Consider the following 22,629-nt stretch of genomic DNA (forward strand, 5'->3'; position numbering starts at 1 on the left):
CCTCCTTCCTGTCGCGTTGGCTGGGACGCGGGCAACGGTGAGGCGCGCGGATTTGTTTCAACGGGCAGCGCGGCTGCGGCCGCTATTCGGCGGCGAGGCCGGGCGCGTGCCGCGTCACCTCCTGTCGCAGGATCCGGGCGATCTGCGCGCAATCGGCGAGGCTGAAGGTGAGCGGCAGGCGAAAGTCGATCAGGCCCGCGAGAATGCGGTCGGTCTGCGGCAGCGGCTGCGGGTCGGCATAGGCCCAGTGGGCATAGCGCGAGGTGAAGCCGTGGGGCGCCTCGGCGCCGAACCACTTGAGCTCGACACCGCGGGCGGCGCAGGCGCCGAGCAACGCCTCGATCCGCTCCGCCCCCCAACCGGGCAGGAGGAACTGGAACGACGAGCCGACGAACCGCTCCGCCGCGGGCCGCTCGACGAGGCGCAGCCCCGGCGTGCCGGCGAGGCCCCGCTCCACGGCACGATACCGCTCCGTCCAGGCGGCGCAGCGGGCGTCGAGATCGGCGAGCTGCGGCCGCAGGATCGCCGCGCGCAGGTTGTCCATGCGCCCCGACACGTTGGGGATGCCCGCCGTCAGCCCCTCGAACGCCTCCGGCGGCGGCGCGGCGCGGTGGCGCGCGTAGAGCATGTAGCTGCCCGAGAGCAGGATCATGCGGGCGGCCAGCGTGGCGTCGTCGGTCACGATCAGCCCGCCCTCGCCCGAATTCATGTGCTTGTAGGTCTGGGTGGAGTAGCAGCCGATCGCCCCGTGCCGCCCCGAGGGCACGCCGCGCCAGCGCGCCCCCATCGTATGCGCGCAATCCTCGACCACCGTCAGATCATGGGCGCGGGCGACCTCCATCAACGCCTCCATGTCGGCGACGTGGCCCCGCATGTGCGACAGCAGCAGCACGCGCGCCTGCGGGTGCGCCCCGGCCTGCGCGGCGAGGTGGTCGAGATCGATCGTGAGCTGCTCCGTCGTCTCCACGAAGACCGGCCGCGCGCCCACCGCCGCGATGGCACCGGGCACCGGGGCCAGGGTGAAGCCGTTCGACAGAACCGGCGCGCCGGGCGCGACGCCGAGCGCGCGCAGCGCGCAGGCCATGGCATAGCCGCCCGAGGCCACTGCGAGGCAGTAGCGCGCGCCAGTGTAGGCGGCGAACTCCTCCTCGAGGAGCGCGACCTCTCCCGCCTCGTCCCCGGCGAGGTTGTAGCGGTGCAGCCGCCCGTGGCGCAGCACCTCGGTCGCCGAGTCGATCCCCGCCTCGGGGATCGGCTCCTGCTGGGTGAAGCTGCCGATGAACCTCTCGTCGCCCATCGCCCGTCCTCCGTGTCGCGCCGCCATCTGGCCCGGGCCGCGCCCGCCCGTCAATCGGGGCCAGGGGCGGGGGCAGCCCGGGTCGGGGGGCCAGCCCCCCGTCGCCCGTTCCGGGCGCCTCCCCCCGGGATACTTGACGCAAGAAGAAGGAGCGAAGCGGAATGGGACGAGCCGGGGCGCCTTCAGCCCCGCGCCCCTGCGCCCCTGCCCGCGTCCTGTGCCCGCAGGTCCGCATGGTGCCCCCGTGAGGACGCGCCGCATCGACGGGCAATCGGGCGCGACGGCCGGCGCGCGCAGGCGAGGGCTGCCGGGCGGGCGGGCCGATGCCGAAGGCGAGGTCCGCGCGTCCGGCCGGCGACACGGGCGGTCAGGGGAGCAGGCGGGCGGCGAGGGCCGGGAGGGCGTCGTAGGCGTCGAGCAGCGCGTCGGGAGAGAGGTCGGCCACGGCGCGGCCCTCGGGGCCGAAGGTGACGAGGGCGACGGGCGCGGCGGCGGCGCGGGCGGTGTCGCGGTCGGTCACCGTGTCGCCGACGAGCATCGCGCGCCCCCGCGTGCCGCCGGCCCGCGCCACCGCCTCGTGAAACGGCGCCGGATCGGGCTTGCGCACCGGCAGCGTGTCGGCGCCCACGAGGGCGGGGAAGGTCGGGGCGATGTCCAGCCGGTCGAGCAGCAGGCGGGCGAGGCGCTCCGGCTTGTTGGTGCAGATTCCGACGGCGAAGCCCGCGCGCCGCAGCGCCTCGACCGCGTCGAGCGCCCCGGGATACAGCATGGTCTCGGCGTCGATGCGCGCCTCGTAGGCGTCGAGCAGGCGGGGATACCAGCGGTCGACCTCGGTCTCGTCGTCCAGCCCCGTGCGGGCGAGTCCGGCCCGCAGCATCGCGCGCCCGCCGCGGAAGGCGATGCCCGCGTCCGCCGCCGGGTCGAGGCGCACGGCCGCGCCCATCGCGTCGAAGCAGGCGTTGGCGGCGGCGATGAGGTCGGCCGACGTGTCGGCCAGCGTGCCGTCGAGATCGAAGATGACGCTGCGCATCGTCTCTGCCCCTTCCCGTGAAACCTGTCGAAACGCAGCGTGACCCGCGCGGGCCTTGCGGCAGGGCCGGCGCCGCGCGATACGGGCGGTAATACGCCGCGAGGCGGATGGAAAGAGGCAGGGGGCGCGGGGCCATGGCGCTGCAACTGGTGGTTCTTGCGGCCGGAGAGGGCACCCGCATGCTCTCTGACCGCCCCAAGGTGCTGCACGAGGTGGCCCATGCGCCGCTGCTGCACCATGCGCTGCGCGCCGGGTTGGCATTGGGGCCCGCGCGCGTCGCCCTCGTCGTGGGCCACGGCGGCGCGGCGGTGGGCGCGGCCGCACGCGAGATCGTCCCCGAGGCGGCGGTGGTCACGCAAGAGGAACGGCTCGGCACGGCGCATGCCGTCTCGGTCGCGCTGCCCGAGATCGCCGGCGCCGGCGGCGACACGCTGGTGCTCTACGCCGACACGCCGTTCCTGCGCGAGGAAACCCTGTCCGCCATGCAGGCCGCGCGGGCACAGCACGACGTGGTGGTGCTTGGGTTCGAGGCCGCCGATCCGGGGCGCTACGGGCGGCTCGTGCAGGCGGCCGACGGCACGCTCGAGCGCATCGTCGAGTGGAAGGACGCCACCGAGGCGGAACGCGCCGTGCGGCTCTGCAATTCCGGAGTGATCTGCTGTGCCACGGCGCTGCTCGAGGAACTGCTGCCGCAGATCGGCAACGCCAATGCCAGCGGCGAGTACTACCTGACCGACATCGTGGGACTCGCCCGGGCGGGCGGCCTCTCGTGTGGGGTGGTGCGCTGCGACGAGGCCGAGACGCTGGGGGTGAACTCGCGCGCCGATCTCGCCCGGGCCGAGGCCGCCTTTCAGGCGCGCGCGCGGGCCGGGGCGCTGGAGACGGGGGCGACGCTGACCGCGCCAGAAACGGTGCATTTCGCCCACGACACGGTGCTGGGCCGCGACGTCGAGGTCGAGCCGATGGTCGTCTTCGGCCCCGGCGTGACGGTCGAGACCGGGGCGCGCATCCGCGCCTTCAGCCATCTCGAGGGCTGCCATGTCTCGGCCGGGGCGGTGATCGGCCCCTACGCCCGCCTGCGCCCCGGCGCCGAGATCGGCGAGGACGCGCGCATCGGCAACTTCGTCGAGGTGAAGGCGGCCGAGATCGGGGCGGGGGCGAAGGTCAACCACCTGACCTATATCGGCGATGCCGAGGTGGGGGCGGGCGCCAATATAGGCGCGGGCACGGTGACCTGCAATTACGACGGCGTCTCGAAGCACCGCACGGTGATCGGAGAGCGCGCCTTCATCGGGTCGGACACGATGCTGGTCGCGCCGGTGCGGGTGGGGGCCGAGGCTGTGACCGGCTCGGGCTCGGTCGTCACGCGCGACGTCGAGGCGGGGGCGCTCGCGCTTGGCCGCGCGCGGCAGGAGACCAGGCCGGGGCTTGGGCGCAGGCTGATGGAGCGGCTGCGCGCCGCCAGGGCGGAAAGGGGCTAGGCGATGTGCGGAATCGTCGGCGTTCTGGGCGATCACGAGGCGGCGCCGCTGCTGGTGGAGGCGCTGAAGCGGCTCGAGTATCGCGGCTACGACTCGGCCGGCATCGCCACCGTGCAGGGCGGCCGGCTCGACCGGCGCCGCGCCGTGGGCAAGCTGGTCAACCTGTCGGACCGGCTCGTGCACGAACCGCTCGCCGGCAAGTCGGGGATCGGGCACACCCGCTGGGCCACCCACGGTGCGCCCTCCGAGGTCAACGCCCATCCGCACCGCGCCGGGCCGGTGGCGGTGGTTCACAACGGGATCATAGAGAATTTCAAGACGTTGCGGGAGGAACTTCACGCAGCGGGCTATGCCAGCGAGACCGAGACAGACACCGAGACGATCGCGCTCCTCGCCCGCCGCCACCTCGACGCAGGACATAGCCCGCGCGAAGCGGCGCAGGCGACGCTTGCCCGCCTCGAGGGCGCCTTCGCGCTGGCCTTCCTGTTCGAGGGCGAGGACGACCTGATGATCGTTGCCCGCAAGGGCTCGCCTCTGGCCATCGGGCACGGGCAAGGCGAGGTCTATGTCGGCTCCGACGCCATCGCCCTCGCGCCCCTGACCGACCGGATCACCTATCTCGAGGAAGGCGACTGGGCCATTCTCACCCGCGCCTCCATCGACATTTGCGACGGCGAGGGGCGGCCTGTCCACCGTGAGGCCCGGACAGTGCATCTCGACGCGGGACAGATCGAGAAGGGCGGGCACCGGCACTTCATGGCGAAGGAGATCGCCGAACAGCCCACCGTGCTCGCCGACACGCTGGCCCATTACCTGGGTGACGAGATCGTGCTTCCCGAGCCGGGGATCGACTTTGCCGAGGTCGATCGCGTGGCGATGTCGGCCTGCGGCACCGCCTCCTACGCCTGCGCCATCGCGCGCTACTGGTTCGAGCGGATCGCGCAGCTGCCCGCCGAGGTCGACGTCGCGTCGGAGTTCCGCTATCGCGAGCCGCCGATCCCGCCGCGCACGCTCGCGCTGTTCGTCAGCCAGTCGGGCGAGACGGCGGATACGCTGGCGGCGCTGCGCTATGCCGCGCCGAAGGCGGCGCAGGTCGCCTCGGTCGTCAACGTGCCCGAGAGCACGATGGCGCGGGAATCGGCGCTGGTGCTGCCCACCCATGCCGGCGCCGAGATCGGCGTTGCCTCGACCAAGGCGTTCACCTGTCAGCTGGCCGTGCTCTTCCTGCTGGCGGTCAGGGCGGGGCGCGACCGGGGCACGCTCGACGCGAGCGCGGTGGCCGCGCATCTCGCTGCGCTGCAGGCCCTGCCCGGCCTGATGAGCCACGCGCTCGCGCTCGGCCCGGAGATCGCCCGCGTGGCGCGGCGGATCGCCGAGGCCGACGACGTGCTGTTCCTCGGGCGCGGCCCGATGTACCCGCTGGCGCTCGAGGGCGCGCTGAAACTCAAGGAAATCAGCTATATCCATGCTGAAGGTTATGCATCGGGCGAGCTCAAGCACGGCCCCATCGCGCTGATCGACGACACGGTGCCGGTGGTGGTGCTGGCGCCTCGCGACGGGCTGTTCGACAAGACCGTGTCGAACATGCAGGAGGTGATGGCGCGTGGCGGCCGGGTGCTGCTGGTGTCCGATGCCGCCGGCATCGCCGAGGCGGGCGCGGGCGTGTGGGAGAGCGTGGCCATGCCCTCGGTCGACGACCTGCTGGCACCCATCCTCTATGCCCTGCCGGCGCAGATGCTAGCCTACCACACCGCCGTCGCCAAGGGCACCGATGTCGACCAGCCGCGCAACCTGGCGAAATCCGTCACCGTGGAGTGACCGCCCAGGGGGCTGCACGCCACGGAACGCCACGCCAGGGGGGCTGGCCGGCCCGGAGCGGGGCGTCCGACGTTCGCAAGGCGCCGCCAGACGTAACGATGGCGGCGCTTCGAGCTAGCCCGGACGCGCCCTCACGAGAGCCCCGGTGACACGCCGCTCGCGCCCGCCCGGCCTGCTAGGCCGCGCGCCCCTGCGCGTCGCGCACGAGCGCGGCGAAGCGGTAGGCGCCATGGGCCATCTTGGAATATGGCGTCGTCAGGAACAGGGCCAGCACCGCCCCCAGATGCAGCGCCAGCAGGGCGGGCACCAGGACTGTGCCCGTCGCCGCATAGAGAACGAGCCCGGACAGGCCCGTCAGACCGAGAAGCAGCACGAAAGCCATCTCGCCGCCCCAGCGTGACGGTGCGCCGAGCGCGGGGTCGGCCTTCGTCTTGAGCCAGGCGAGCGCAAAGGCGCCCACCGTCAGCAGCAGCCCGCCCGGCACGCCGAACAGCTTCGGCAGGCTCCACAGCGGATAGGGTGCGGGCGCGTCGAAGACGTAGTGCAGCACGGTGCCGGAGGAGGTCGAGGCGAAGCACAGCAGGAAGCCCCAGAGCACCGCCTGGTGCGAATGGCGACGGGCGTTGCCGAAGCGGTCGCCGTTTTCGTAGTTGCACCCCTGCGCCGGCCCGCCCGACAGGTTCTTGAGCCGGCCGGCGTCGAGCGCGGCCTCCTTCAGGTGCGCCCACCGGACGGGGCCGCCGCCCGTCTCGTGCCAGTAGCGGCGCACGCCCACCCCGAGCGCGACGACCGGGAACAGGAAGGCCGGGGCGAAGATCGCCACCATCGCCGCGTGCGAGAGATAGGCGTAGAAGCCCTCGCCCGAAGCGGGCGCCAGCGCCGCGAGCGCGAGGAAGAGCGCCGCGATGCCGGCGACGAGCGCGGCCGTCAGCGCCACGCCGCTGCGCTGGAACGTGCCCGCCAGCCCGTGCGGCCAGGCGAACCGCTCCCAGCTGTCGCTGCGCACCTCGGCCAGCGCGCGCGGCAGGTTGACGGCGAATTCGTGCGGCTCGGCATACTGGCAGGCGTAGTAGCAGCCGCGGCAGTTGTGGCAGAGATTGGCAAGTTGCGTGATGTCGCCGTCGGCGAATGCACGCTCGCGGGTGATCGCGGGAAAGACCGAGCAATACCCTTCGCAATAGCGGCAGGCGTTGCAGATCTGGACCTGCCGGCGCGCTTCCTCGATCGCGTCCTGCCCGCGCTCTTCGGGGCTGAGGGCGACGGGGGCCTCGCCCCGGGTGAAATCAAGCGACATGGGCGGCAGCCTCCTGTCCCGCGATGCGTCCGAAGACGGTTCCGATGGTCATGCCGAAGCCGGCCAGATAGCCTTGGCCGAGGATCGAGCCCGCCATGATCTCGCCCGCCGCCCAGACATTGGCCAGCCGCGCCCCCCCGGCCGAGACGCGGGCCGTCTCGTCGACCTTGAGCCCGAGATAGGTGAACGTGACGCCAGGGCGGAGCGTGTAGCCGTAGAATGGCGGCTCGACGATGGGGCGGGCCCAGTTCGTCTTGGGCGGGTCGAGGCCCTCGGTGGCCAGCCCGTCGAGCTCGGTCGGCGTGAAGGCGCCGTCGCGGCAGGCGGCGTTGAAGGCGTCGACCGTCTCGCGCAGCTTCGGGCCCGAGATGCCGAGGCGCTGGCCCAGCCCCTCGATCGTGTCGGCCTTCTCGGGCGGGTAGAGCGAAGGCATGAACAGCTCGAGGCTCCCGGCGTCGATGATGGCATAGGCCACCTGCTCGGGCTGCGCGGCCACCAGCCGGCCCCAGATCGCGTAGCGCTTGGGCCAGACATCCTCGCCCTCGTCGTAGAACCGCTCGCCGTTGCGATTGACCACCACAGAGAACGGCACGCAGTCGAGCCGCGTGGCGATACCGCCGTCGAACCTGGGCGCACGGCCGTCGATGGCGACCGCGTGGCACTGGGTGGGGTCGCCCACGCTGTCGGCGCCCTGGTCGAGCATGTCGCGCAGCACCGCGCCGCGGTTGTAGGGCGTGCCGCGGATCAGGAAGTTGCGCGCCGCCTCGCCCCAGGCGCTCGCCAGCCAGTCGAGATTGGCCTGGAAGCCGCCCGAGGCGAGCACCAGCGCGCGCGCCTCCAGCCGGACGGTCTGCCCGCCGATCGTCGCGTCGAGGCCCTGCACCCGGCCGCCCTCGACCGCGACATGGGTGACCTCGGCCTCGTAGGCGACGGTCACGCCCAGATCCTCGACGGTGTTGTAGTAGGCGTTCACCAGCGCCTTGCCGCCGCCGAGGAAGAAGGCGTTGGTGCGCGACAGCGACAGCGTGCCCGAGAGCGAGGGCTGGAACGCCACGCCGTGCCGCTCCATCCAGGGCAGGCACTCCTCGGAGGTGCGGATCGTCATGCGGGCGAGCGCCTCGTCGGTCTTGCCGCCGGTGACGCGGATCAGGTCGTCGAAATACTCGTCCTCGCGGTAGGCGCCGGTCAGGACCGAGAGCGGCGCCTCGTGCTTGCAGCGAAAGTTGCGGGTATGGCGCGAATTGCCGCCGCGATAGGGCTCGGGCGCGCCTTCGAGCACCAGCACCCGCGCCCCCGCCTCGGCGCTCTCGATCGCCGCGCAGAGGCCGGCATTGCCTCCGCCCACGACGATCACGTCCCACAATGTCGATTCCAGCGTCCCGTTCATCGCGCTCCCGCTTCCCTGTCCCGTTCGTCCGGCCCTGCCGCGATCATCGCGCCCGCCCGAGGCGGACTCCAGGCCCGTATCGACGCCCTCGCCCCGCGCCATCTGCCCCGCCCCGCGGATGCCCGGCCCATGCGGCCGCGGCGGCAGGCCAAGGGCGCGGAGCCTGCATCGCCCCCTGCCCTGCACCCTGCGCCTGCCCGCGGCGCCCATGCGGGGGCGCCCTGCCCCCGGTGGCGCCTCCGCGCCCGGCCGCCCCGTGTTGGTATCCTCCGGGCCGGGCTGAACCGGGTGCTCCTGGTCGTGGATGCGGGGCGGGCAAGGTCAGAACGAGGGCAGGAACTGGTCGAAGATCACGAAGACGGCAAGCCCGACGCTCGCGGCGAGCACCGCGCTCGGCACCTTCCGCTCATTGCAGAAAAGCACGCCAAACAGAAACAGGAAAGCCGGCACCGCCACCAGGTAGGAGACGAAATGGGCGACCACCAGAAAGCCCGCGAGGAAGCCGTAGATCCGCGCGAGGCCCGCCCAGTCGACGGGCCTGTCCTGCTCTGGCGGTGGGGTCGGGGCGTCGGGGGCCTGCCCTGCGGCGGCGGCGGCCCGGTCGGCCCGGAGATCCGCCACGAGGAGCGCAAGCGCCATGACGAGCACCAGCCCCGACACGGCGAAGGGAAAGCCGAACGCCGCCGTTCCCGCATACTCGAACGCCCCGGCGAGCATCGCCGCCGACAGCGTGGCGACAAGCAGGGTGAAAACGTGCCTAGCCTTCATCTTTCGACTCCTTGCTCCGCGACCGCCGGGCGGCGCGCGACAGGAGCGCGCCCGGGCTGGCGCGCAGCGCGGGATAGACGAGCATGGCGATGGTCGCCAGCAGCAGGCCCAGCGTGATCGGCCGCGTCAGCGAGCCCTCGATCCCGAAGACCAGCATGCTCTGGTAGAAGTTCTTCTCGATCAGGCCGCCCAGCACCAGCGCGATGATCAGCGCCACCCGCGAGAACCCGTAGGCCTGGAAGAAGTAGCCCACCAGCCCGAAGACGAGCGCCACGATCATGTCGCCGAAATTGCCGTAGGTGGCATACGAGCCGAGCAGCCCCAGCACCAGGATCACTGGCGCGACGGTGGTGCTGCGCAGCGCGGTGACGCGGGCGAGATAGGGCGCCCATCCCAGCATGATGATCCCGGCCAGCACGTTGCCGAAGACGAGCGTGCCGATCAGCACCATGATGATGTCGGGGCTGTCGAGCATCAGCCGCGGGCCGGGCGTGATCCCGAACACCATCAGCGCGCCGATCAGGATCGCCATGTCGAGGCTGCCGGGGATGCCGAAGATCAGCGTCGGCACGAAGGCGCCGCCGTCCTTGGCGTTGTTGGCCGATTCCGGCGCGATGACGCCGCGGATGTCGCCCTTGCCGAAGGACGACTTGTCCTTCGCGGTGGCCTTGGCCTGGCCGTAGGCGATCAGGTTGGCGACCGCGCCGCCAACGCCGGGGATGATCCCGATCAGCGTGCCGAGGATCGAGCCGCGCAGGAACGTGCCGAAGTTCCGGAACACCGCGAGGCTGCCGCGCCACACGCCGGACATGCCGAACTCGATGCGCTCTCCGGCGACGGATTTCTTGTCGAGCAGCAGCGACAGGGCCTCGGAGATGGCGAATAGGCCGATCATCACCGGCACCAGCTTGATGCCGTCGTAGAGATAGTCGGTGCCGAGATCGTAGCGCACCAGCCCCTCGATCGGGTCGGCGCCGACGAAGGCCAGCATCAGGCCCAGCCCGGCCGACATGACGCCCTTCCACATCGTGCCCTCGCCCAGCAGGGCGATCAGGCACAGGCCCATGACGGTGATCATGAAGTATTCGGGGTAGGAGAACGACAGCACGATCTGCCGGCCGAGCGGCAGGATCATGATGAGCACCGACGCGCCCACGAGCGCGCCCAGCAGCGACGAGGTGGCCGCGGCCCCGATGGCGTAGCCCGCCTTGCCCTGCCGCGCGAGCGGATAGCCGTCGAAGGTGGTGGCGACGTTCTGGGCCGAGCCGGGCGTGTTGAGCAGGATGCCGGCGACCGAGCCCGCCGTGGGCACGGCCCCCGCCGCGCCGATCAGCATGATGATGGCGTATTCGGGTTCGAGCGCGAAGGTCACCGGCAGCAGGAGCGCGAGGACCTGTCCGCCGCCCAGGCCCGGAAGGATGCCGAAGACCATTCCGATCAGGGTTCCCCCGATCAGGAAGGCGATCCCCGGCCAGCTGAAGATCACGCCGAGGGCGGGCAGGATTGCATCGTACACGCGGCTCGTCCCTGAAGCTGCTAGTCGCAACGGAAAGGGCGGCGGCGCCTCGGGAGCGCCGCCGCCCGGATCGTGGGCTTGTCACTCCTCGAGGAGCTCGTCGCGCGCGGCGCTGAACAGGTCGATCTTGGCCTGGATCAGCTCGCGCGTCTCGCCGGCGTCGAGCCATTCGGCGTTCTGGTTCGCCTTGACCATGCCCTCCTGGAAGGTCTCGTCCATGAAGGCGGCCTCGGCCGCGGCGTTCAGCGTCGCCATCACGTCGTCCGGCGTGCCTGGCGTCGCACCCAGCACCAGTTGCAGCCCGTTCAGCTTCAGCAACTCCTCGTGGCCGAGTTCGGCGACCGAGGGCACGTCGGGAAGGTTGGGGATGCGCTCGCTGGTATAGGTGAACAGCGGCACGACATCGTCGATCTGGGCGTAGATCGTGGGGAAGGTACCCTGCATCCAGTCGACATCGCCGCGGATGACAGCCAGCAGCGCCTCGGAGGCCCCGTCATGCGGGATGGGGTTGACGTCGAACCCCATCGCCATGCCCGTCATGCGCGCGCCCAGCGTCGAGCCGTCGAGGCGCCCGCCGGTCGAGGCCTGCACGAAGGTCTCGCCGGTGCCAGCCATCTGCTCGACCGAGGTGAGGCCCGACGCCTTCGACGCCACGGCGAGGTAGAGCGGGTTGTTGATCTGGGCGATCCACTCGAGGGAGAGCGGGTCGTAGTCGCGCCCCTCGAGAACCGGCGGCAGCACCACCGACGTCGCCTCGAGGATGCCCAGCGTGTAGCCGTCGGGATCGGCGCGCATGATGTCGTTCAGCGCGATCATCCCGTTGCCGCCCGTCCGGTTCTGGACGACGACGTTGGGCTGGTTGGGCAGGTTCTTGGACAGCGCGTCGGCGAAGAGCCGCGCGGAGGTGTCGGTGCTGCCGCCGGGCGAGTTCGGGATGACGATCGTTATCGTCGATCCCGCCTCGGGAAAGTCGGCGGCGGCGGCCGGCACGGCCGCGACGCCGAGCGCCAGCGTCAGCGTCAGCCCGGCCGCACCCCCGGCGAGCGATGTCTTCAGGTTGTCGAGTTTCAGGTTCACCGATCCACTCCTTCTCTCCTGTCGGTTCCGTCGGGCCCGCCCGCATGCCGGAGAGGCCCCTGGTGCCCCCGTCCTTCGGGGTGGCCGTTCCTGCGCCCGCGGCGGGCATCGCGCGCGGGCGGGTCCGCGTCGGCGCCCGGGCGAGAGGCCGGGCGCCGACGCGAGGTCTGCCTCAGCGGGCCGCTTCGAGCGCGTCCGCCAGCAGCGGCACGAGCGCGTCCGCGTTCGCCATCGCCTCTTCCAGCACGGCACTCGCTTCGTCGGCCGGCATGAAGTCGATCGCGCGGCCGAGCTGCTCCATCTCGGCGAGGAAGTCGGGGTTCTCCATCGTCGCCGCCACGGCGGCGCGCAGCGTCTCCAGCCGCTCCTCGGGCACGCCCGGCGGCGCGAAGAACGACCGGTCGAGCGCGGAGATGCCGGCGACGGACCGCACGAAGGAGGCCATCACCTCGTCCTCGATCACCTCGGAGGCCAGCGGCACGCCCTCGAGCGAGGTCGAGGGCACCAGCGAGATCTGCAGGATCGGCTTGATCTCGCCGGCCTCGATCAGTTGCAGCGACGAGCCGATCGAGCTCGACAGGATCTCGCCATCGCCGCGCATGCCGGCGGCGAAGGCCTCGCTCGCGCCGTCGTAGCCGGTGACCGGCACCACGTCGATGCCGAGGCCGCGCGCCACGATCATCGCCTTGAAAAAGGTATCGTCGCCCACGCCCGACAGCGGAATGCGCACCGGGCCATCCGCGTTGCGCAACTCGTCCAGGCTCTGGTACTTCGCAGCCGCAGGCACCGAGATCACCTCGGACTCGGCCACCACGCGACCGAGGATTTCCCATTCGTTCACGTCGTACTGGATGCCGTCGGCGCCCGACAACTGGCTGAAGATCATCGACGGGAAGCTGGAGAATCCGATGGTCAGCCCGTCGGGCTCGGCCCGGTAGAGCTGGTTACGCCCGATATTGCCGCCGGCCCCCGTGACGTTCTTCACCACGACCGTCGCGCCGAGATACTCCTCGAGGAAGCGGGCCGAGGCGCGCGCATAGGTATCGAAGCCGCCGCCCGCGCCGTGCGGCACGATCAGTTCGACCGTCTCGCCCTCGTAGAAGTCGTCCTGCGCGGCGGCCGGCCCGGAGCCCCAGGCGATGGCGAGCGTTGCCGCGGCCACGGCCGAGGAACGGGCCGCGCGGATGAACCCTTTGAACTGTAGCATCTTACTCCCCTTTCTTCGCTTCCTGTTGGTAGTTTCTTGCCCGCTTGCTAGCCGACCAGCGGGAACAGGCCCGGATACAGGTCGACGCGCAGGAACCAGACGAATGCGCTGTAGAGGATGCCGATCGCCACCGCTGTGCTGACCAGCGTCCTGGTCCAGTCGAGCCCGGCGAGGACGCGCAGGAAACCGATGAGGAACAGCGGCAGGACGATGTAGAAGCCGAAGAGCGTCAGCGCGACGCCGAGGCCCAGGACCCAGCCGAGCGCGGTTAGTTCGCGCCGGCGGACCTCGTCTGCCGGAAGCGCCGCCGCGCTTTTCCGGCCGATCTTGTCGCGGTCGACGAAGCCGGGCTTCACCTGCGCCGGGGCGAACCGCTCGAACCCCGGCACATGGTCGATCGCGATCTGGAAGGCGATCAGCAGCGCGGTGGGCACGCCCACCAGGAGCGGCACCAGCCGGGCCCGCTCGTTGTAACCGAGCGCCTCGACGATGAAGAAGATCGCCACGCCCAGCAGGAAGCACTCGAAGATCAGCAGGCCCTTGTTCCTCATTTCGCGGCCCCCGCCTGCCGTGACCCCAAGAGCTTCGTCGCGAACGGGAACACCAGCACGCCGAGCGCCACGATCATCAGCACCAGCGCGAGCGGACGGTCGAACAGGAAGAAGGCGTCGCCGTAGGTGCGCAGCGAGATCTGCAGATACCGTTCGGTGATGATGCCGAGCACGAGACCGATCACCAGCGGCGCCTTCGGGAAGCCGTATTTCTTCATGAAGTAGCCGAGTACGCCGAAGGCCAGCGCCACCCAGACCGCCGCGAAGTGCCCTTCGGCCGCGAAGGCGCCCACGACGCCGACCGTCAGGATGAACGGCCCGATGATCTCGCCCCGCAGGAAGGTGAAGCGCACCATGCGGAGCGCGAATTGCAGGCCGACGAGCGAGGCGATGACATTGGCGATGGCGATCGCCCAGACCAGCACGAACACGATGTCGAGATTCTCGGTCAGCATCGATGGGCCGGTGTCGATCCCCTTGAGGATGAAAGCCCCGAGCAGGATCGCCGTCGCCTCGCCACCGGGAATGCCGAAGGCCAGCGTCGGCAAGAGCGAGCCACCGTCGGTGGCGTTGTTCGAGGCTTCGGGGCCGAGCACGCCGTTGACCGCGCCCTTGCCGAAGTCGCTGCGATCCTTCGACATCTGCATCGCCTGGCCGTAGGCGAGGATGTTGGCGACGGTGCCGCCGACGCCGGGGATGATACCGATGAAGGCGCCGAGCGCGCTGCTGCGAAGCGTGATGAACGGCCGGCCGAGCACGTCGCGCACTCCTTCCCAGACGCTCGATCGCCCGCGCTCGACCGCCCCGGTGTCCTGCACGATCGAGCCCTTGTTGACGTAGAGCTCGATCACCTGCGAGATCGCGAAGATGCCGATGACGACCGCCACGAAATCAAGGCCGTCGAGCAGCCAGGTCTGATCGAGGTTGAAGCGGCTGATTCCGGTGATCGGATCGGCGCCGACGAACGACAGAAGCAAGCCGAAGCCGCCCGCGATCACCCCCTTCACGATCGAGCCCTCGCCGAGGAACGCGATGATGACGAGGCCGAAGATCGTCAGCGCGAACAGCTCGGCGGGGCCGAAATAGATCAGGATCGGCCGGACCAGCGGAATGAGCGCCGTCAGGACCACCACGCCGAACAGCCCCCCGATCAGCGAGGCCGTGGCCGAGATGCCGAGCGCCCGCGCCGACTGCCCCTTCTGCGTCATCGGGTAGCCGTCGAAGCATGTGGCGATGTTCTGCGCGGTGCCCGGCACGTTGAACAGGATCGCCGTGATCGAGCCGCCGAACACGACCGCCGCGTTCGACGCCAGCAGGAAGGCCAGCGCCATGTGCGCGTCCATCGGGTAGATGAACGGGATGAGCACGGCGAGCAGAACGGTCCCGCCCAGCCCCGGCACGACCCCGAACATCAGCCCGATCATCACGCCGAACAGGATGACGAGAAGGGTGCCGGGATCGAGGATCGAGGTCAGGCCGGCAAGGGACGCTTCAAGCATGGGCGAGCACCCCCGCCGATCCCGTGGTCTTCGCCCAGCCGTTGCGCCGCGTCAGCCGCGACGTGGGCACCGGCACGCGGTTCCGTGCAGACGCGTCGCTCGATCCCCGGCAGGTCATGAGCCCCGGGCCCGGCGGCAGCCGCGCTCTCCCGGCGACATCGGCATTCAGAAATCCGCCGGGAGATACTTGGCGAACTTCCCGCGCACATGGTCGTCGAGCTCCTTGCTCGAGCGCACGATGGCCGGCCAGTCGGCCATCCGGCTCCAGGGCTTGACCGCCTGCAGGATCATCCGCGAATTCACCATTCCCGCACCGGCCGGGTAGGCGCGCGGATCGAGCTTGGTGCTCCAGCAATTACGCAGCACGTCGAGATCCTCGCCCGGATCCGACCGGGTGCAGATCGCCCAGATCACCTGGTCGATGTCGGCGGGGTCGATGTCCTCGTCGACGACGATCACCACGCGGTTGGCGTAGGCGCCCGCGTGGCACTGCGAGGCGACGAGGCCGGCCTGCTTGGCGTGGCCGGCATATTGCTGCTTGATCGAGACGGTCAGCCACATCCGGCTGCCGCCCGCCGGGTGGGCCCAGACGCCCCGCACCTCGGGCACGCCGGCCGCCTCCATCTCGTGCCAGACGGCGCCGGCGCGGTAGGTGCCGCGATAGAAGGTGTCGTCGTTGGGCGGAACGGCGGGGATGCAGCCCGTCAGCACCGGGTTGTCGCGGTGCATGAAGGTTTCCACGCGGATCGCGGGGTGCTGCTCGACACCGCCCGAGTAATAGCCCGTCCACTCTCCCAGCGGGCCCTCGTCGATCCGGTCGTCAGGGTGAATGAACCCCTCGAACGCGATTTCCGCCTCGGCGGGGATCGGCAGCCCGGTCTTGGGCGCGCGGATCACGCGCACCCCCTCTCCGATCAGGCCGCCGGCGAGGTCGTATTCGTTCTTGCCGTAGGGCACTTCCAGCCCGGCGACCGAGAAGATCGCCGGGTGCACGCCCACGACCACCGCGATCGGGCACGGCTCGCCGCGCTCGAAATACTTCCGCATCAGCTGGTCTCCGTGCTTGCCCTTCGACGCCATCACGGTGGCAAGCTTCCTGTCGTGCACCTGCACCCGGTAGGCGCCGTAGTTGATCCAGCCGCTGTCGGGGTCCTTCATGATGACCATGACGGCGGTGCCCATGTAGTAGCCGCCGTCGCCCTCGTGCCACCGCGGCGTGGGGATCTTGAGCATGTCGATCTCGTCGCCCGTCTCGACGTTGTCGAGGATCGGGCCGGTCTCGACCTCGACGGGCGGGATCGTGGGCGGATTGCGGAACGCATCGCGCCAGAACCCCACTAGGTCGACCTCGCGGGTGTTTTCCGGCAGGCCGAAGGTCAGCGCGATCCGCTTGACCGACATGAACAGGTTGGCGAGCACCCTGTAGTCGGGGTCATAGCCGGGAACCTGGTCGAACAGCAGCGCCGGGCCGCCGATCCGCCGCTGGTAGATGTCGACGATGCCGCCGATCTCGTTCTCCCGGTCGGCGCCGGAGACGCGGAGCAGTTCGCCCGCCTCCTCCATTGTCGCCACCCAGGTTCTCAGATCCTGACGGCTCGGCGTGCTCTGTTCCACCGCGTGCTCTCCCTGTCGGCTTGTCGTGCCACGAGCTGTCCCCGCGGCTGTTTCAAAAAGTTAAGCACGTCCAATTTTTATTCGTCAAGGGCGAGTCCGTCTCACAAACAAGACGGCACCAAAAAACTGCCCAGCGCGACGTGCTGCCTAATCGCGCGTCAGCCCGTGCACGCGCCCGGTGCCCGACACCGGGCGAGGAGCGCGGTGCGAACGAGGGTCGTCGGGGGCGGCCGCCGGCTCAGTCCGGGGGGTTGAGCAAGGCCCAGACCCGCGCCGGCGAGAGCGGCAGGTGGTTCGGCGCCACGCCGAACGCGCGCAAGGCCGACGCGACGGCATTCGCCACGGCGCCGCCGACGGGGATGATGCCGCCCTCGCCCGCCCCCTTGGCGCCGAGCGGATTCGTGGGCGAGGGATAGGACTCGAGCGACAGACAGCGCACCCGCGGATAGTCGGTCGCCAGAGGCACGAGATAGTCGGCGAGCGTGCCCACGAGCAGCGCGCCGTCGTCATCGTAGGGCAGTTCCTCGCCAAAGACGCTGCCGAAGCCCTGCACTGCCGCCCCCGTGACCTGCCCGTGCAGGGTCAGCGCGTTCACGATGCGGCCCACCTCGTCGCAGACGACGTAATCGAGCACCTCGACCCGGCCCGTTTCCGGGTCGACGGCCACATGCACCGCCGCCGTGCCGTTGGTATAGGTCGCGTCGGAATTGAGAAACTTCGCCTCGCCGGCAAGCCCCTCCGCCGCGAGATCGGCAAGGTCGAGCACGGCGCCGTCCGGCCCGACCGCCTGCCCGCCGACGACGCTGACCTCGGCCTCGCCGACCCCGAGCCGCCTCGCGGCCAGCGCGCGGAACCGGGCGAGCAGGGCAAGGGCCGCCTCGCGCACGGCGTTTCCGCCCATCACGGTGGCGCGCGACCCGTAAGAGCCCCAGCCCTCGGCCAGATAGGTGGTCGAACCGTGGTAGATGCGGATGCACTCCATCGGCAGGCCGAGCGTGTCGGCAGCGATCTGCGCCATCACCGTCTCCAGCCCCTGCCCGATCGCCGACGAGCCGACATAGACTTCGACGCCGCCATCCCCCGCCACCTGGATGCGCGCCGTCTCGGCCGGGCCCGACGCGCCGCCCTCGATGAAGCACGACACCGCGATGCCGTGGTAGCGCCCGTCGATCAGCCGGCCGTCGAGCTTTTCCTTCTCCTCCCAGTCGAAGGCCTGAAGGCAGCGGTGGAACGCCTCGGAATACTCGCCGCTGTCGCACGAGGTTTCGGCGCGCGAGCCGTCGCTGGGCCGGATCTGGGCGAGCGGATAGGGCATCTCGGCATTCGTCAGCAGGTTGACCTGGCGGATCGTGCGGCGGTCGAGGCCGAGCCGCGCCGCGGCCATGTCGAGCAGCCGCTCGATGAAGAACGAACCCTCGTAGCGCCCGGGGCCGCGGAAGGTGCCGGCGGGCGTCTTGTTCGCAACATAGGCCGTCGCCTGCAGGGCGATGTTCGGCACGCGGTAGGGCCCCGACATGAACTGCGCGCAGTTGCGCACCGGCGTCATCCCGTTGGGGCGGACATAGGCGCCCACGTTCATGAACATCTCGCCGCGCAGCCCGAGGATGCGGCCCGAGGCATCGAGCGCCAGCTCGACCTGCGCCTCGGCCTCGCGCGAATGGGCGATGGCGGCGAAGTGCTCGCGCCGGTCCTCGACCCATTTCACCGGGCGGCCGGTGATGCGCGCGGCCAGCGCCACGAGAAAGTCCTCGGGGTAGAACTCTCCCCGCGCGCCGAAGCCGCCGCCCACGTCGTGCTCGACATAGTCGACCGACGTCTCGGGCAGGTCCATCATCTTCGCCATGGCGCGGCGGTTGAAGAACGGCAGCTTGGCCGCGCCGTGCACGGTGAGGTGCTGCGCGTCCGCGTCCCACTCCGCCAGCAGGCCGCGCGTCTCCAGCGGCAGCGCCGTCTGCCGCTGGGTGGAAAAGCTGTCGCCCACCACCAGCGCGGCCCCGGCGAAGGCCGCCTCGGCATCGCCCTTGCCGGCGGTGAAAACCGCAGCGAGATTGTCTTCGGTCGTGCCGGGGAACAGCAGCGGCTCGGCGGCGAGGGCCGCGTCGCGCGTGACGACGGCCGGCAGCGGCTCGATCTCCGGCAGCACGAGCTCGGCGGCGTCCTCGGCCAGCTCGGGGCTGTCGGCCAGCACCAGCGCCACCGGCTCGCCGAAATAGCGCACCCGCTCGCGGGCGATGACGGGCTGCGCGTAGGGGCCGATCTTGGGGTTGGGGCGGCGGAAGGGGATGGTCGGGATCTCGCCGGTCACGTCGGCGGCCGTCAGCACCGCGTGGACGCCGGGCATGGCGAGCGCCTCCTCGGCGTCGATCGACACGAGGCGCCCATGCGCCACGGCGCTGCGCACGACGCAGGCATGCAGCATCCCCTCGCGCGTCACGTCGTCGATGTAGCGGCCCGCACCGCGGAGGAAGCGCGCGTCCTCCACCCGTTCGACATGGCCGCCGATATAGGTGTTGGGGGTGTTCATGCGCGGGCGCTCCTCGTGATCGGCCGGTGGCTCAGATGCGGAACTCGTCGCCGCGCTTGCGGCCCTGCGAGACGTCGACGAACAGCTCGTCGAGTCTGGCTGGCCTGCGGATGAGGCCCTGCTCGTGGGAATAGCCCGCCAGCGTCTCCAGGGTGTGGCGGTTGCGCTCTGTCAGGCCGTATTCCCACGGGTCGGGGCCGAGGATCGCCTCCTGCTCCTCCCAGGCCTCGCGGTACCAGGCGAGTGGCACGATCCGGGGGTTCTCCATCCGCTTCATGGCGATCTTCTTCGCCTCCTGGAAGGCGTTGAACATGTTCACCGGCACCCAGGGGTATTTCTCGACCACCTCGTTGCGCAGGCCGAGCACATGCATGATCGGGAAGATCCCGGTCTTGGCAAAGTATTTCTGCTCCTCGGCCTTGTAGTCGGGAAACAGCCGGGCGACGCGCGGATCCTTCTCGAGGATCGGCTTGATCAGGCTCGAATGGATCACCGCGTCGAGCTCGCCCTCGGCCAGCATCCGCTCGACCGACTTGTCGTCGGGCAGGCGCGTCAGCTTGAGGTCGGCGGGCGGCTCAAAATCCACGTCCTCGTCGAGCTCGGCATACCAGTCGATCGACTTGTGCGGCACGCCGTATTCGTGCTCGAGGATGCCGCGCATCCAGTGGCCGGCGGTGACGAGGAACGACTTGATGCCCACCTTGCGCCCGATCAGGTCTTTCGGCGTCTCGATCCCCTTCGAGGTGTTCACGTAGACGAAGCCGTGCCGGAACCGCCGATGCAGGAACACCGGCAGCGCGGTGATCGGGTAGCCGTAGTCGCGCGCCACGACGTAGGACGAGGCCGAGGTCTCGGACATGTCGAAATCGCCATTGCGCAGGAAACGCCAGTGCCGGGTGGTGGAATCCATCCCCGTCAGCACGATCAGGTCGATCCCGTCGGGCTTCACGATGCCTTCCTTGAGGGGGCGCACGATCTCGTAATCGCCGCAGGCAAGGGTCAGTTCGATCTTTTTCATCGCGTGTCCTCGGTGTGTCGTTCGATGCCTGCGCCATGTGACGCGGGTCGGGCCCCGGGTCGGGCCGCGGGTCATTGGGCCGGGTCGCCCCCCCGGCGATAGGCGGCGCGCGCCTCCAGTGCGGCCTCCACGATCGGGATGTATCCGGTGCAGCGGCAGATGTTGCCGCTCAGGACCTCGCGGATCTCGCAGGCCTCGACATCCGGGTTCTCCGTCAGCAGGGCATGGAGCGTGGTCAGGATGCCGGCGGTGCAGAAGCCGCATTGCAGCGCGTGATGCCGGCGGAACGCTTCCTGCAGCGGCGTCAGGGCGCCGTCGCCGGCCAGCCCCTCGACCGTCGTCACCTCGGCCCCGTCGGCCTGCACCGCGAGGGTGAGGCAGCCGCGCACCGCCGCGCCGTCGACGATGACGGTGCAGGCGCCGCACACGCCGTGCTCGCAGGCAAGGTGCGTGCCGGTCAGCCCGAGTGCGTGGCGCAGGCAATCGGCCAGCGTCGTGCGGGGCGCGACATCGAGCGCGGCGGGCCGGCCATTCACTGTGAGGGCGATCTTCATTCGGCGGCCTCCCTTTCGCGCGCGCAGGACTCCGCGAGGGCGCGCCGCAACAGCGTGCCCACCAGCGCGCGCCGGTAGGCGGCGCCGGCGTGCAGGTCTTCGGTGGGCTCTATCGCGGCCGAGGCCGCCGCGGCGGCCGCGCCGAATGTGTCGTCATCGGGCGCGCGCCCGTTCAGCGCATCTTCGGCCGGGGGCACACGCTGCGGCGTGTCGGTCGCGCCCATGACGGCGACGCGGGCGTGCGCGATGTGCGGTCCGTCCATGTCGTAGGCCGCGGCGACCGCGGCGATGGCGAGGTCGCCGTGGCGCAGGGCGAACTCGTCGAAGGCCCAGCGGCGCCCCTCCGGCCAGCGCGGGAAGCGGACGGCGACAATGATCTCGTCGTCCTCCAGCGTGGTTTCCATCGGGCCGGCAATAAGCTCGTCGGCCGGGATGGTGCGATGCCCCCCGGCGCCGACGACGTCGACCGAGGCGCCGCAGAGAACGGCGATGCAGGGGAACTCCGAGGCCGGGTCGGCATGGGCGAGGCTGCCGCCCAGCGTGCCGCGGTTGCGGATCTGGTAATGGGCGACATGGCCGATCGCGGCGGGCAGAAGGGGCAGCGCGCGGGCGAGGGCTGCGCTGTCGAGGATGTCGCGCCAGCGCACCATGGCGCCGAGGCGGATCTCGCCATCGGCCACCTCGATGCCGTCGAGGCCGGCTATCTTGCGCAGGTCGACCAGCAGGCTCGGCGCGGCGAGGCGGAAGGCCATGAAGGGCAAGAGGCTCTGACCGCCGGCGATCACCTTGGCGTCGCCACCGGCCTCGGCGAGCAGCGCCGTCGCCTCGTCCAGCGTCTCGGGGCAGGCATAGTCGAAGGCCGGCAGCTTCATGCGGCGGGCCGCCGGGGGCGTGACGGCGCAAGACCCGCAAGGCTGCATCGCTGTGTCCGTGTCATCGCTGCGGCTCCCGCTCTCCCCGCCGGCGCTGCCCGCCGGGACTGTTCCAAAAATGAAATACGTCTTCTTTTTGTTCGTCAAGACCCCGCGGGCGCTCCGTGACGAGGCCGTTCACGATCTGGTCGTGGCCGCGCCCTCCCGCGGGTGGCGAAGCCGCCAGAGCGACCCGCTCACCCTTGAAGCGCCCGGTAGTGGCGGGCGATCGCGCCCGGCGTCGTGGTCCAGACGTCGCCGGCATGGGAGAGGACGTGGCGCAGCGCGCGGCGCAGGCCGCGCAGCCGATAGGGCTGCCCGATCACGAAGGAATGGAGCACGACCGAACAGACCAGTGGATACTTCTCGGACTGCTCGAGCATCTCGTCGAACTGATCCACGATCATCCGCTCGAAATCGGTGTGCGATTGCTGGCGGAAGGCCATGACGGGGCTGTCGTTCACCTCGATCGTGTAGGGCACCGACAGGATCGGCCCGCTGCGCGTGCGCATGTGGAAGGGCTGATCGTCGGCCGGCCAGTCCATCACGTAGTCGAAGCCGGCCTCGCGCAGCAGGTCGAGCGTCACGTCGGAATGGGCGAGCCACGGCCCCATCCAGCCGCGCGGCGCGGTGCCGGTATGGGCGCGGATGGCCTCGCGCGACTCCGCGATCAGCGCGCGTTCCTCCGCCTCGTCCAGCACGTCCTGCCGCTCGGCGTTGGTGCGCCCGTGGCCCACGAACTCGTCGCCGCGCGCCACCATCCGCTCGGCCAGTTGCGGGCAGCGCTCGAACACCAGCGAATTGACGTTCCCGGCGGCGGGCAGGCCAAGGTCGTCGAGCAGGTCGAAGACGTACCACTGGCCCACGCGGTTGCCGTAGTCGCGCCAGGCGTAGTTGCGGCTCGTCTGCGGGGCGCCGACGATGGCGCTGTCGCTGCCGATCCCCTCGCCGAAGCTGAACACCTCGATATTGTTGCAGACGTAGAAGGCCAGCCGCTTGCCGCCGGGCCAATCGAACTGCGCCCGCTCGGGCAGCGGAACGTAATCGTAGCGGTTGTGGTCGCGCAGGCGCATCAGGGGCATG

18 protein-coding genes are annotated in these 22,629 nt (G+C 70.5%); 2 read left to right on the top strand and 16 right to left on the bottom strand.

Annotation, left to right across the window (positions count from 1 at the left end; all coding sequences use genetic code 11):
* Nucleotides 1–82 precede the first annotated feature (82 nt).
* Complete coding sequence (locus tag DLJ49_RS12660; RefSeq protein WP_115393920.1) at nucleotides 83–1,297, bottom strand: DegT/DnrJ/EryC1/StrS family aminotransferase; 1,215 nt, start codon at nucleotides 1,295–1,297, stop codon at nucleotides 83–85.
* Between the two features lie 367 nt (nucleotides 1,298–1,664).
* A complete protein-coding gene (locus tag DLJ49_RS12665) occupies nucleotides 1,665–2,327 on the bottom strand; it encodes an HAD-IA family hydrolase (RefSeq protein WP_115393921.1) in 663 nt (220 codons plus the stop codon).
* Nucleotides 2,328–2,461: 134 nt separating this feature from the next.
* Here DLJ49_RS12665 and glmU point away from each other — a divergent pair, with 134 nt between their 5' ends.
* Together glmU and glmS are read left to right on the top strand one after the other, a co-directional pair.
* Entirely contained in the window at nucleotides 2,462–3,808 is a 1,347-nt protein-coding gene (gene glmU, locus DLJ49_RS12670; RefSeq protein ID WP_115393922.1) for a bifunctional UDP-N-acetylglucosamine diphosphorylase/glucosamine-1-phosphate N-acetyltransferase GlmU, read from the top strand.
* A gap of 3 nt (nucleotides 3,809–3,811) precedes the next feature.
* Nucleotides 3,812–5,626, top strand: a complete 1,815-nt coding sequence (glmS, locus tag DLJ49_RS12675) for a glutamine--fructose-6-phosphate transaminase (isomerizing) (RefSeq protein ID WP_115393923.1) — start codon at nucleotides 3,812–3,814, stop codon at nucleotides 5,624–5,626.
* A 175-nt stretch (nucleotides 5,627–5,801) separates the two neighbouring features.
* Here the strand turns inward: glmS and tcuB are convergent, their stop codons facing one another.
* From tcuB to DLJ49_RS12745, 14 genes are all read right to left on the bottom strand, one after another.
* On the bottom strand, nucleotides 5,802–6,920 hold the full coding sequence (gene tcuB / locus DLJ49_RS12680; protein ID WP_115393924.1) for a tricarballylate utilization 4Fe-4S protein TcuB: 1,119 nt from the start codon (nucleotides 6,918–6,920) through the stop codon (nucleotides 5,802–5,804).
* A complete protein-coding gene (tcuA, locus tag DLJ49_RS12685; protein WP_115393925.1) occupies nucleotides 6,910–8,307 on the bottom strand; it encodes an FAD-dependent tricarballylate dehydrogenase TcuA in 1,398 nt (465 codons plus the stop codon). The genes tcuB and tcuA overlap by 11 nt, the downstream gene beginning before the upstream one ends.
* Nucleotides 8,308–8,628: 321 nt before the next feature.
* Nucleotides 8,629–9,075 carry a tripartite tricarboxylate transporter TctB family protein gene (locus DLJ49_RS12690; RefSeq protein WP_115393926.1) on the bottom strand — a complete coding sequence of 149 codons (447 nt, stop codon included), beginning with the start codon at nucleotides 9,073–9,075 and terminating at the stop codon, nucleotides 8,629–8,631.
* Nucleotides 9,065–10,591, bottom strand: a complete 1,527-nt coding sequence (locus DLJ49_RS12695) for a tripartite tricarboxylate transporter permease (protein WP_115393927.1) — start codon at nucleotides 10,589–10,591, stop codon at nucleotides 9,065–9,067. The genes DLJ49_RS12690 and DLJ49_RS12695 overlap by 11 nt, the downstream gene beginning before the upstream one ends.
* A gap of 81 nt (nucleotides 10,592–10,672) precedes the next feature.
* On the bottom strand, nucleotides 10,673–11,668 hold the full coding sequence (locus DLJ49_RS12700) for a Bug family tripartite tricarboxylate transporter substrate binding protein (RefSeq protein ID WP_158547460.1): 996 nt from the start codon (nucleotides 11,666–11,668) through the stop codon (nucleotides 10,673–10,675).
* Nucleotides 11,669–11,840: 172 nt separating this feature from the next.
* On the bottom strand, nucleotides 11,841–12,875 hold the full coding sequence (locus tag DLJ49_RS12705) for a Bug family tripartite tricarboxylate transporter substrate binding protein (RefSeq protein ID WP_115393929.1): 1,035 nt from the start codon (nucleotides 12,873–12,875) through the stop codon (nucleotides 11,841–11,843).
* Nucleotides 12,876–12,922: 47 nt separating this feature from the next.
* Nucleotides 12,923–13,426 carry a hypothetical protein gene (locus DLJ49_RS12710; protein ID WP_115393930.1) on the bottom strand — a complete coding sequence of 168 codons (504 nt, stop codon included), beginning with the start codon at nucleotides 13,424–13,426 and terminating at the stop codon, nucleotides 12,923–12,925.
* Complete coding sequence (locus DLJ49_RS12715) at nucleotides 13,423–14,925, bottom strand: tripartite tricarboxylate transporter permease (protein WP_115393931.1); 1,503 nt, start codon at nucleotides 14,923–14,925, stop codon at nucleotides 13,423–13,425. The genes DLJ49_RS12710 and DLJ49_RS12715 overlap by 4 nt, the downstream gene beginning before the upstream one ends.
* 165 nt (nucleotides 14,926–15,090) lie before the next feature.
* Nucleotides 15,091–16,539 (bottom strand): UbiD family decarboxylase, encoded by a 1,449-nt coding sequence (locus DLJ49_RS12720; protein ID WP_147277308.1) that lies wholly within the window; start codon nucleotides 16,537–16,539, stop codon nucleotides 15,091–15,093.
* Between the two features lie 238 nt (nucleotides 16,540–16,777).
* On the bottom strand, nucleotides 16,778–19,063 hold the full coding sequence (locus tag DLJ49_RS12725; RefSeq protein WP_115393933.1) for a xanthine dehydrogenase family protein molybdopterin-binding subunit: 2,286 nt from the start codon (nucleotides 19,061–19,063) through the stop codon (nucleotides 16,778–16,780).
* 31 nt (nucleotides 19,064–19,094) lie between these two features.
* Nucleotides 19,095–20,081, bottom strand: a complete 987-nt coding sequence (locus tag DLJ49_RS12730; protein ID WP_158547461.1) for an ABC transporter substrate-binding protein — start codon at nucleotides 20,079–20,081, stop codon at nucleotides 19,095–19,097.
* Between the two features lie 71 nt (nucleotides 20,082–20,152).
* Nucleotides 20,153–20,635, bottom strand: coding sequence for a (2Fe-2S)-binding protein (locus DLJ49_RS12735; RefSeq protein WP_115393935.1), 483 nt, complete (start codon nucleotides 20,633–20,635; stop codon nucleotides 20,153–20,155).
* Nucleotides 20,632–21,507, bottom strand: coding sequence for an FAD binding domain-containing protein (locus DLJ49_RS12740; RefSeq protein WP_115393936.1), 876 nt, complete (start codon nucleotides 21,505–21,507; stop codon nucleotides 20,632–20,634). Before DLJ49_RS12740 ends, DLJ49_RS12735 begins: the two co-directional genes overlap by 4 nt.
* Nucleotides 21,508–21,743: 236 nt before the next feature.
* Entirely contained in the window at nucleotides 21,744–22,628 is an 885-nt protein-coding gene (locus DLJ49_RS12745; RefSeq protein WP_115393937.1) for a polysaccharide deacetylase family protein, read from the bottom strand.
* Nucleotide 22,629: the final 1 nt, after the last annotated feature.

This window comes from Rhodovulum sp. 12E13 (assembly GCF_003340565.1).
Taxonomy (GTDB): Bacteria; Pseudomonadota; Alphaproteobacteria; order Rhodobacterales; family Rhodobacteraceae; genus HLUCCA09.

What these genes read in the sequence shown, in the direction of transcription:
- DLJ49_RS12710 (WP_115393930.1), bottom strand. Translation starts at nt 13,426, where the DNA reads ATGAGGAACAAGGGCCTGCTGATCTTCGAGTGCTTCCTGCTGGGCGTG.
- glmS (WP_115393923.1), top strand. Translation starts at nt 3,812, where the DNA reads ATGTGCGGAATCGTCGGCGTTCTGGGCGATCACGAGGCGGCGCCGCTG.
- DLJ49_RS12665 (WP_115393921.1), bottom strand. Translation starts at nt 2,327, where the DNA reads ATGCGCAGCGTCATCTTCGATCTCGACGGCACGCTGGCCGACACGTCG.
- DLJ49_RS12715 (WP_115393931.1), bottom strand. Translation starts at nt 14,925, where the DNA reads ATGCTTGAAGCGTCCCTTGCCGGCCTGACCTCGATCCTCGATCCCGGC.
- DLJ49_RS12705 (WP_115393929.1), bottom strand. Translation starts at nt 12,875, where the DNA reads ATGCTACAGTTCAAAGGGTTCATCCGCGCGGCCCGTTCCTCGGCCGTG.
- DLJ49_RS12730 (WP_158547461.1), bottom strand. Translation starts at nt 20,081, where the DNA reads ATGAAAAAGATCGAACTGACCCTTGCCTGCGGCGATTACGAGATCGTG.
- DLJ49_RS12725 (WP_115393933.1), bottom strand. Translation starts at nt 19,063, where the DNA reads ATGAACACCCCCAACACCTATATCGGCGGCCATGTCGAACGGGTGGAG.
- DLJ49_RS12690 (WP_115393926.1), bottom strand. Translation starts at nt 9,075, where the DNA reads ATGAAGGCTAGGCACGTTTTCACCCTGCTTGTCGCCACGCTGTCGGCG.
- glmU (WP_115393922.1), top strand. Translation starts at nt 2,462, where the DNA reads ATGGCGCTGCAACTGGTGGTTCTTGCGGCCGGAGAGGGCACCCGCATG.
- DLJ49_RS12745 (WP_115393937.1), bottom strand. Translation starts at nt 22,628, where the DNA reads ATGCCCCTGATGCGCCTGCGCGACCACAACCGCTACGATTACGTTCCG.
- tcuA (WP_115393925.1), bottom strand. Translation starts at nt 8,307, where the DNA reads ATGAACGGGACGCTGGAATCGACATTGTGGGACGTGATCGTCGTGGGC.
- tcuB (WP_115393924.1), bottom strand. Translation starts at nt 6,920, where the DNA reads ATGTCGCTTGATTTCACCCGGGGCGAGGCCCCCGTCGCCCTCAGCCCC.
- DLJ49_RS12660 (WP_115393920.1), bottom strand. Translation starts at nt 1,297, where the DNA reads ATGGGCGACGAGAGGTTCATCGGCAGCTTCACCCAGCAGGAGCCGATC.
- DLJ49_RS12740 (WP_115393936.1), bottom strand. Translation starts at nt 21,507, where the DNA reads ATGAAGCTGCCGGCCTTCGACTATGCCTGCCCCGAGACGCTGGACGAG.
- DLJ49_RS12735 (WP_115393935.1), bottom strand. Translation starts at nt 20,635, where the DNA reads ATGAAGATCGCCCTCACAGTGAATGGCCGGCCCGCCGCGCTCGATGTC.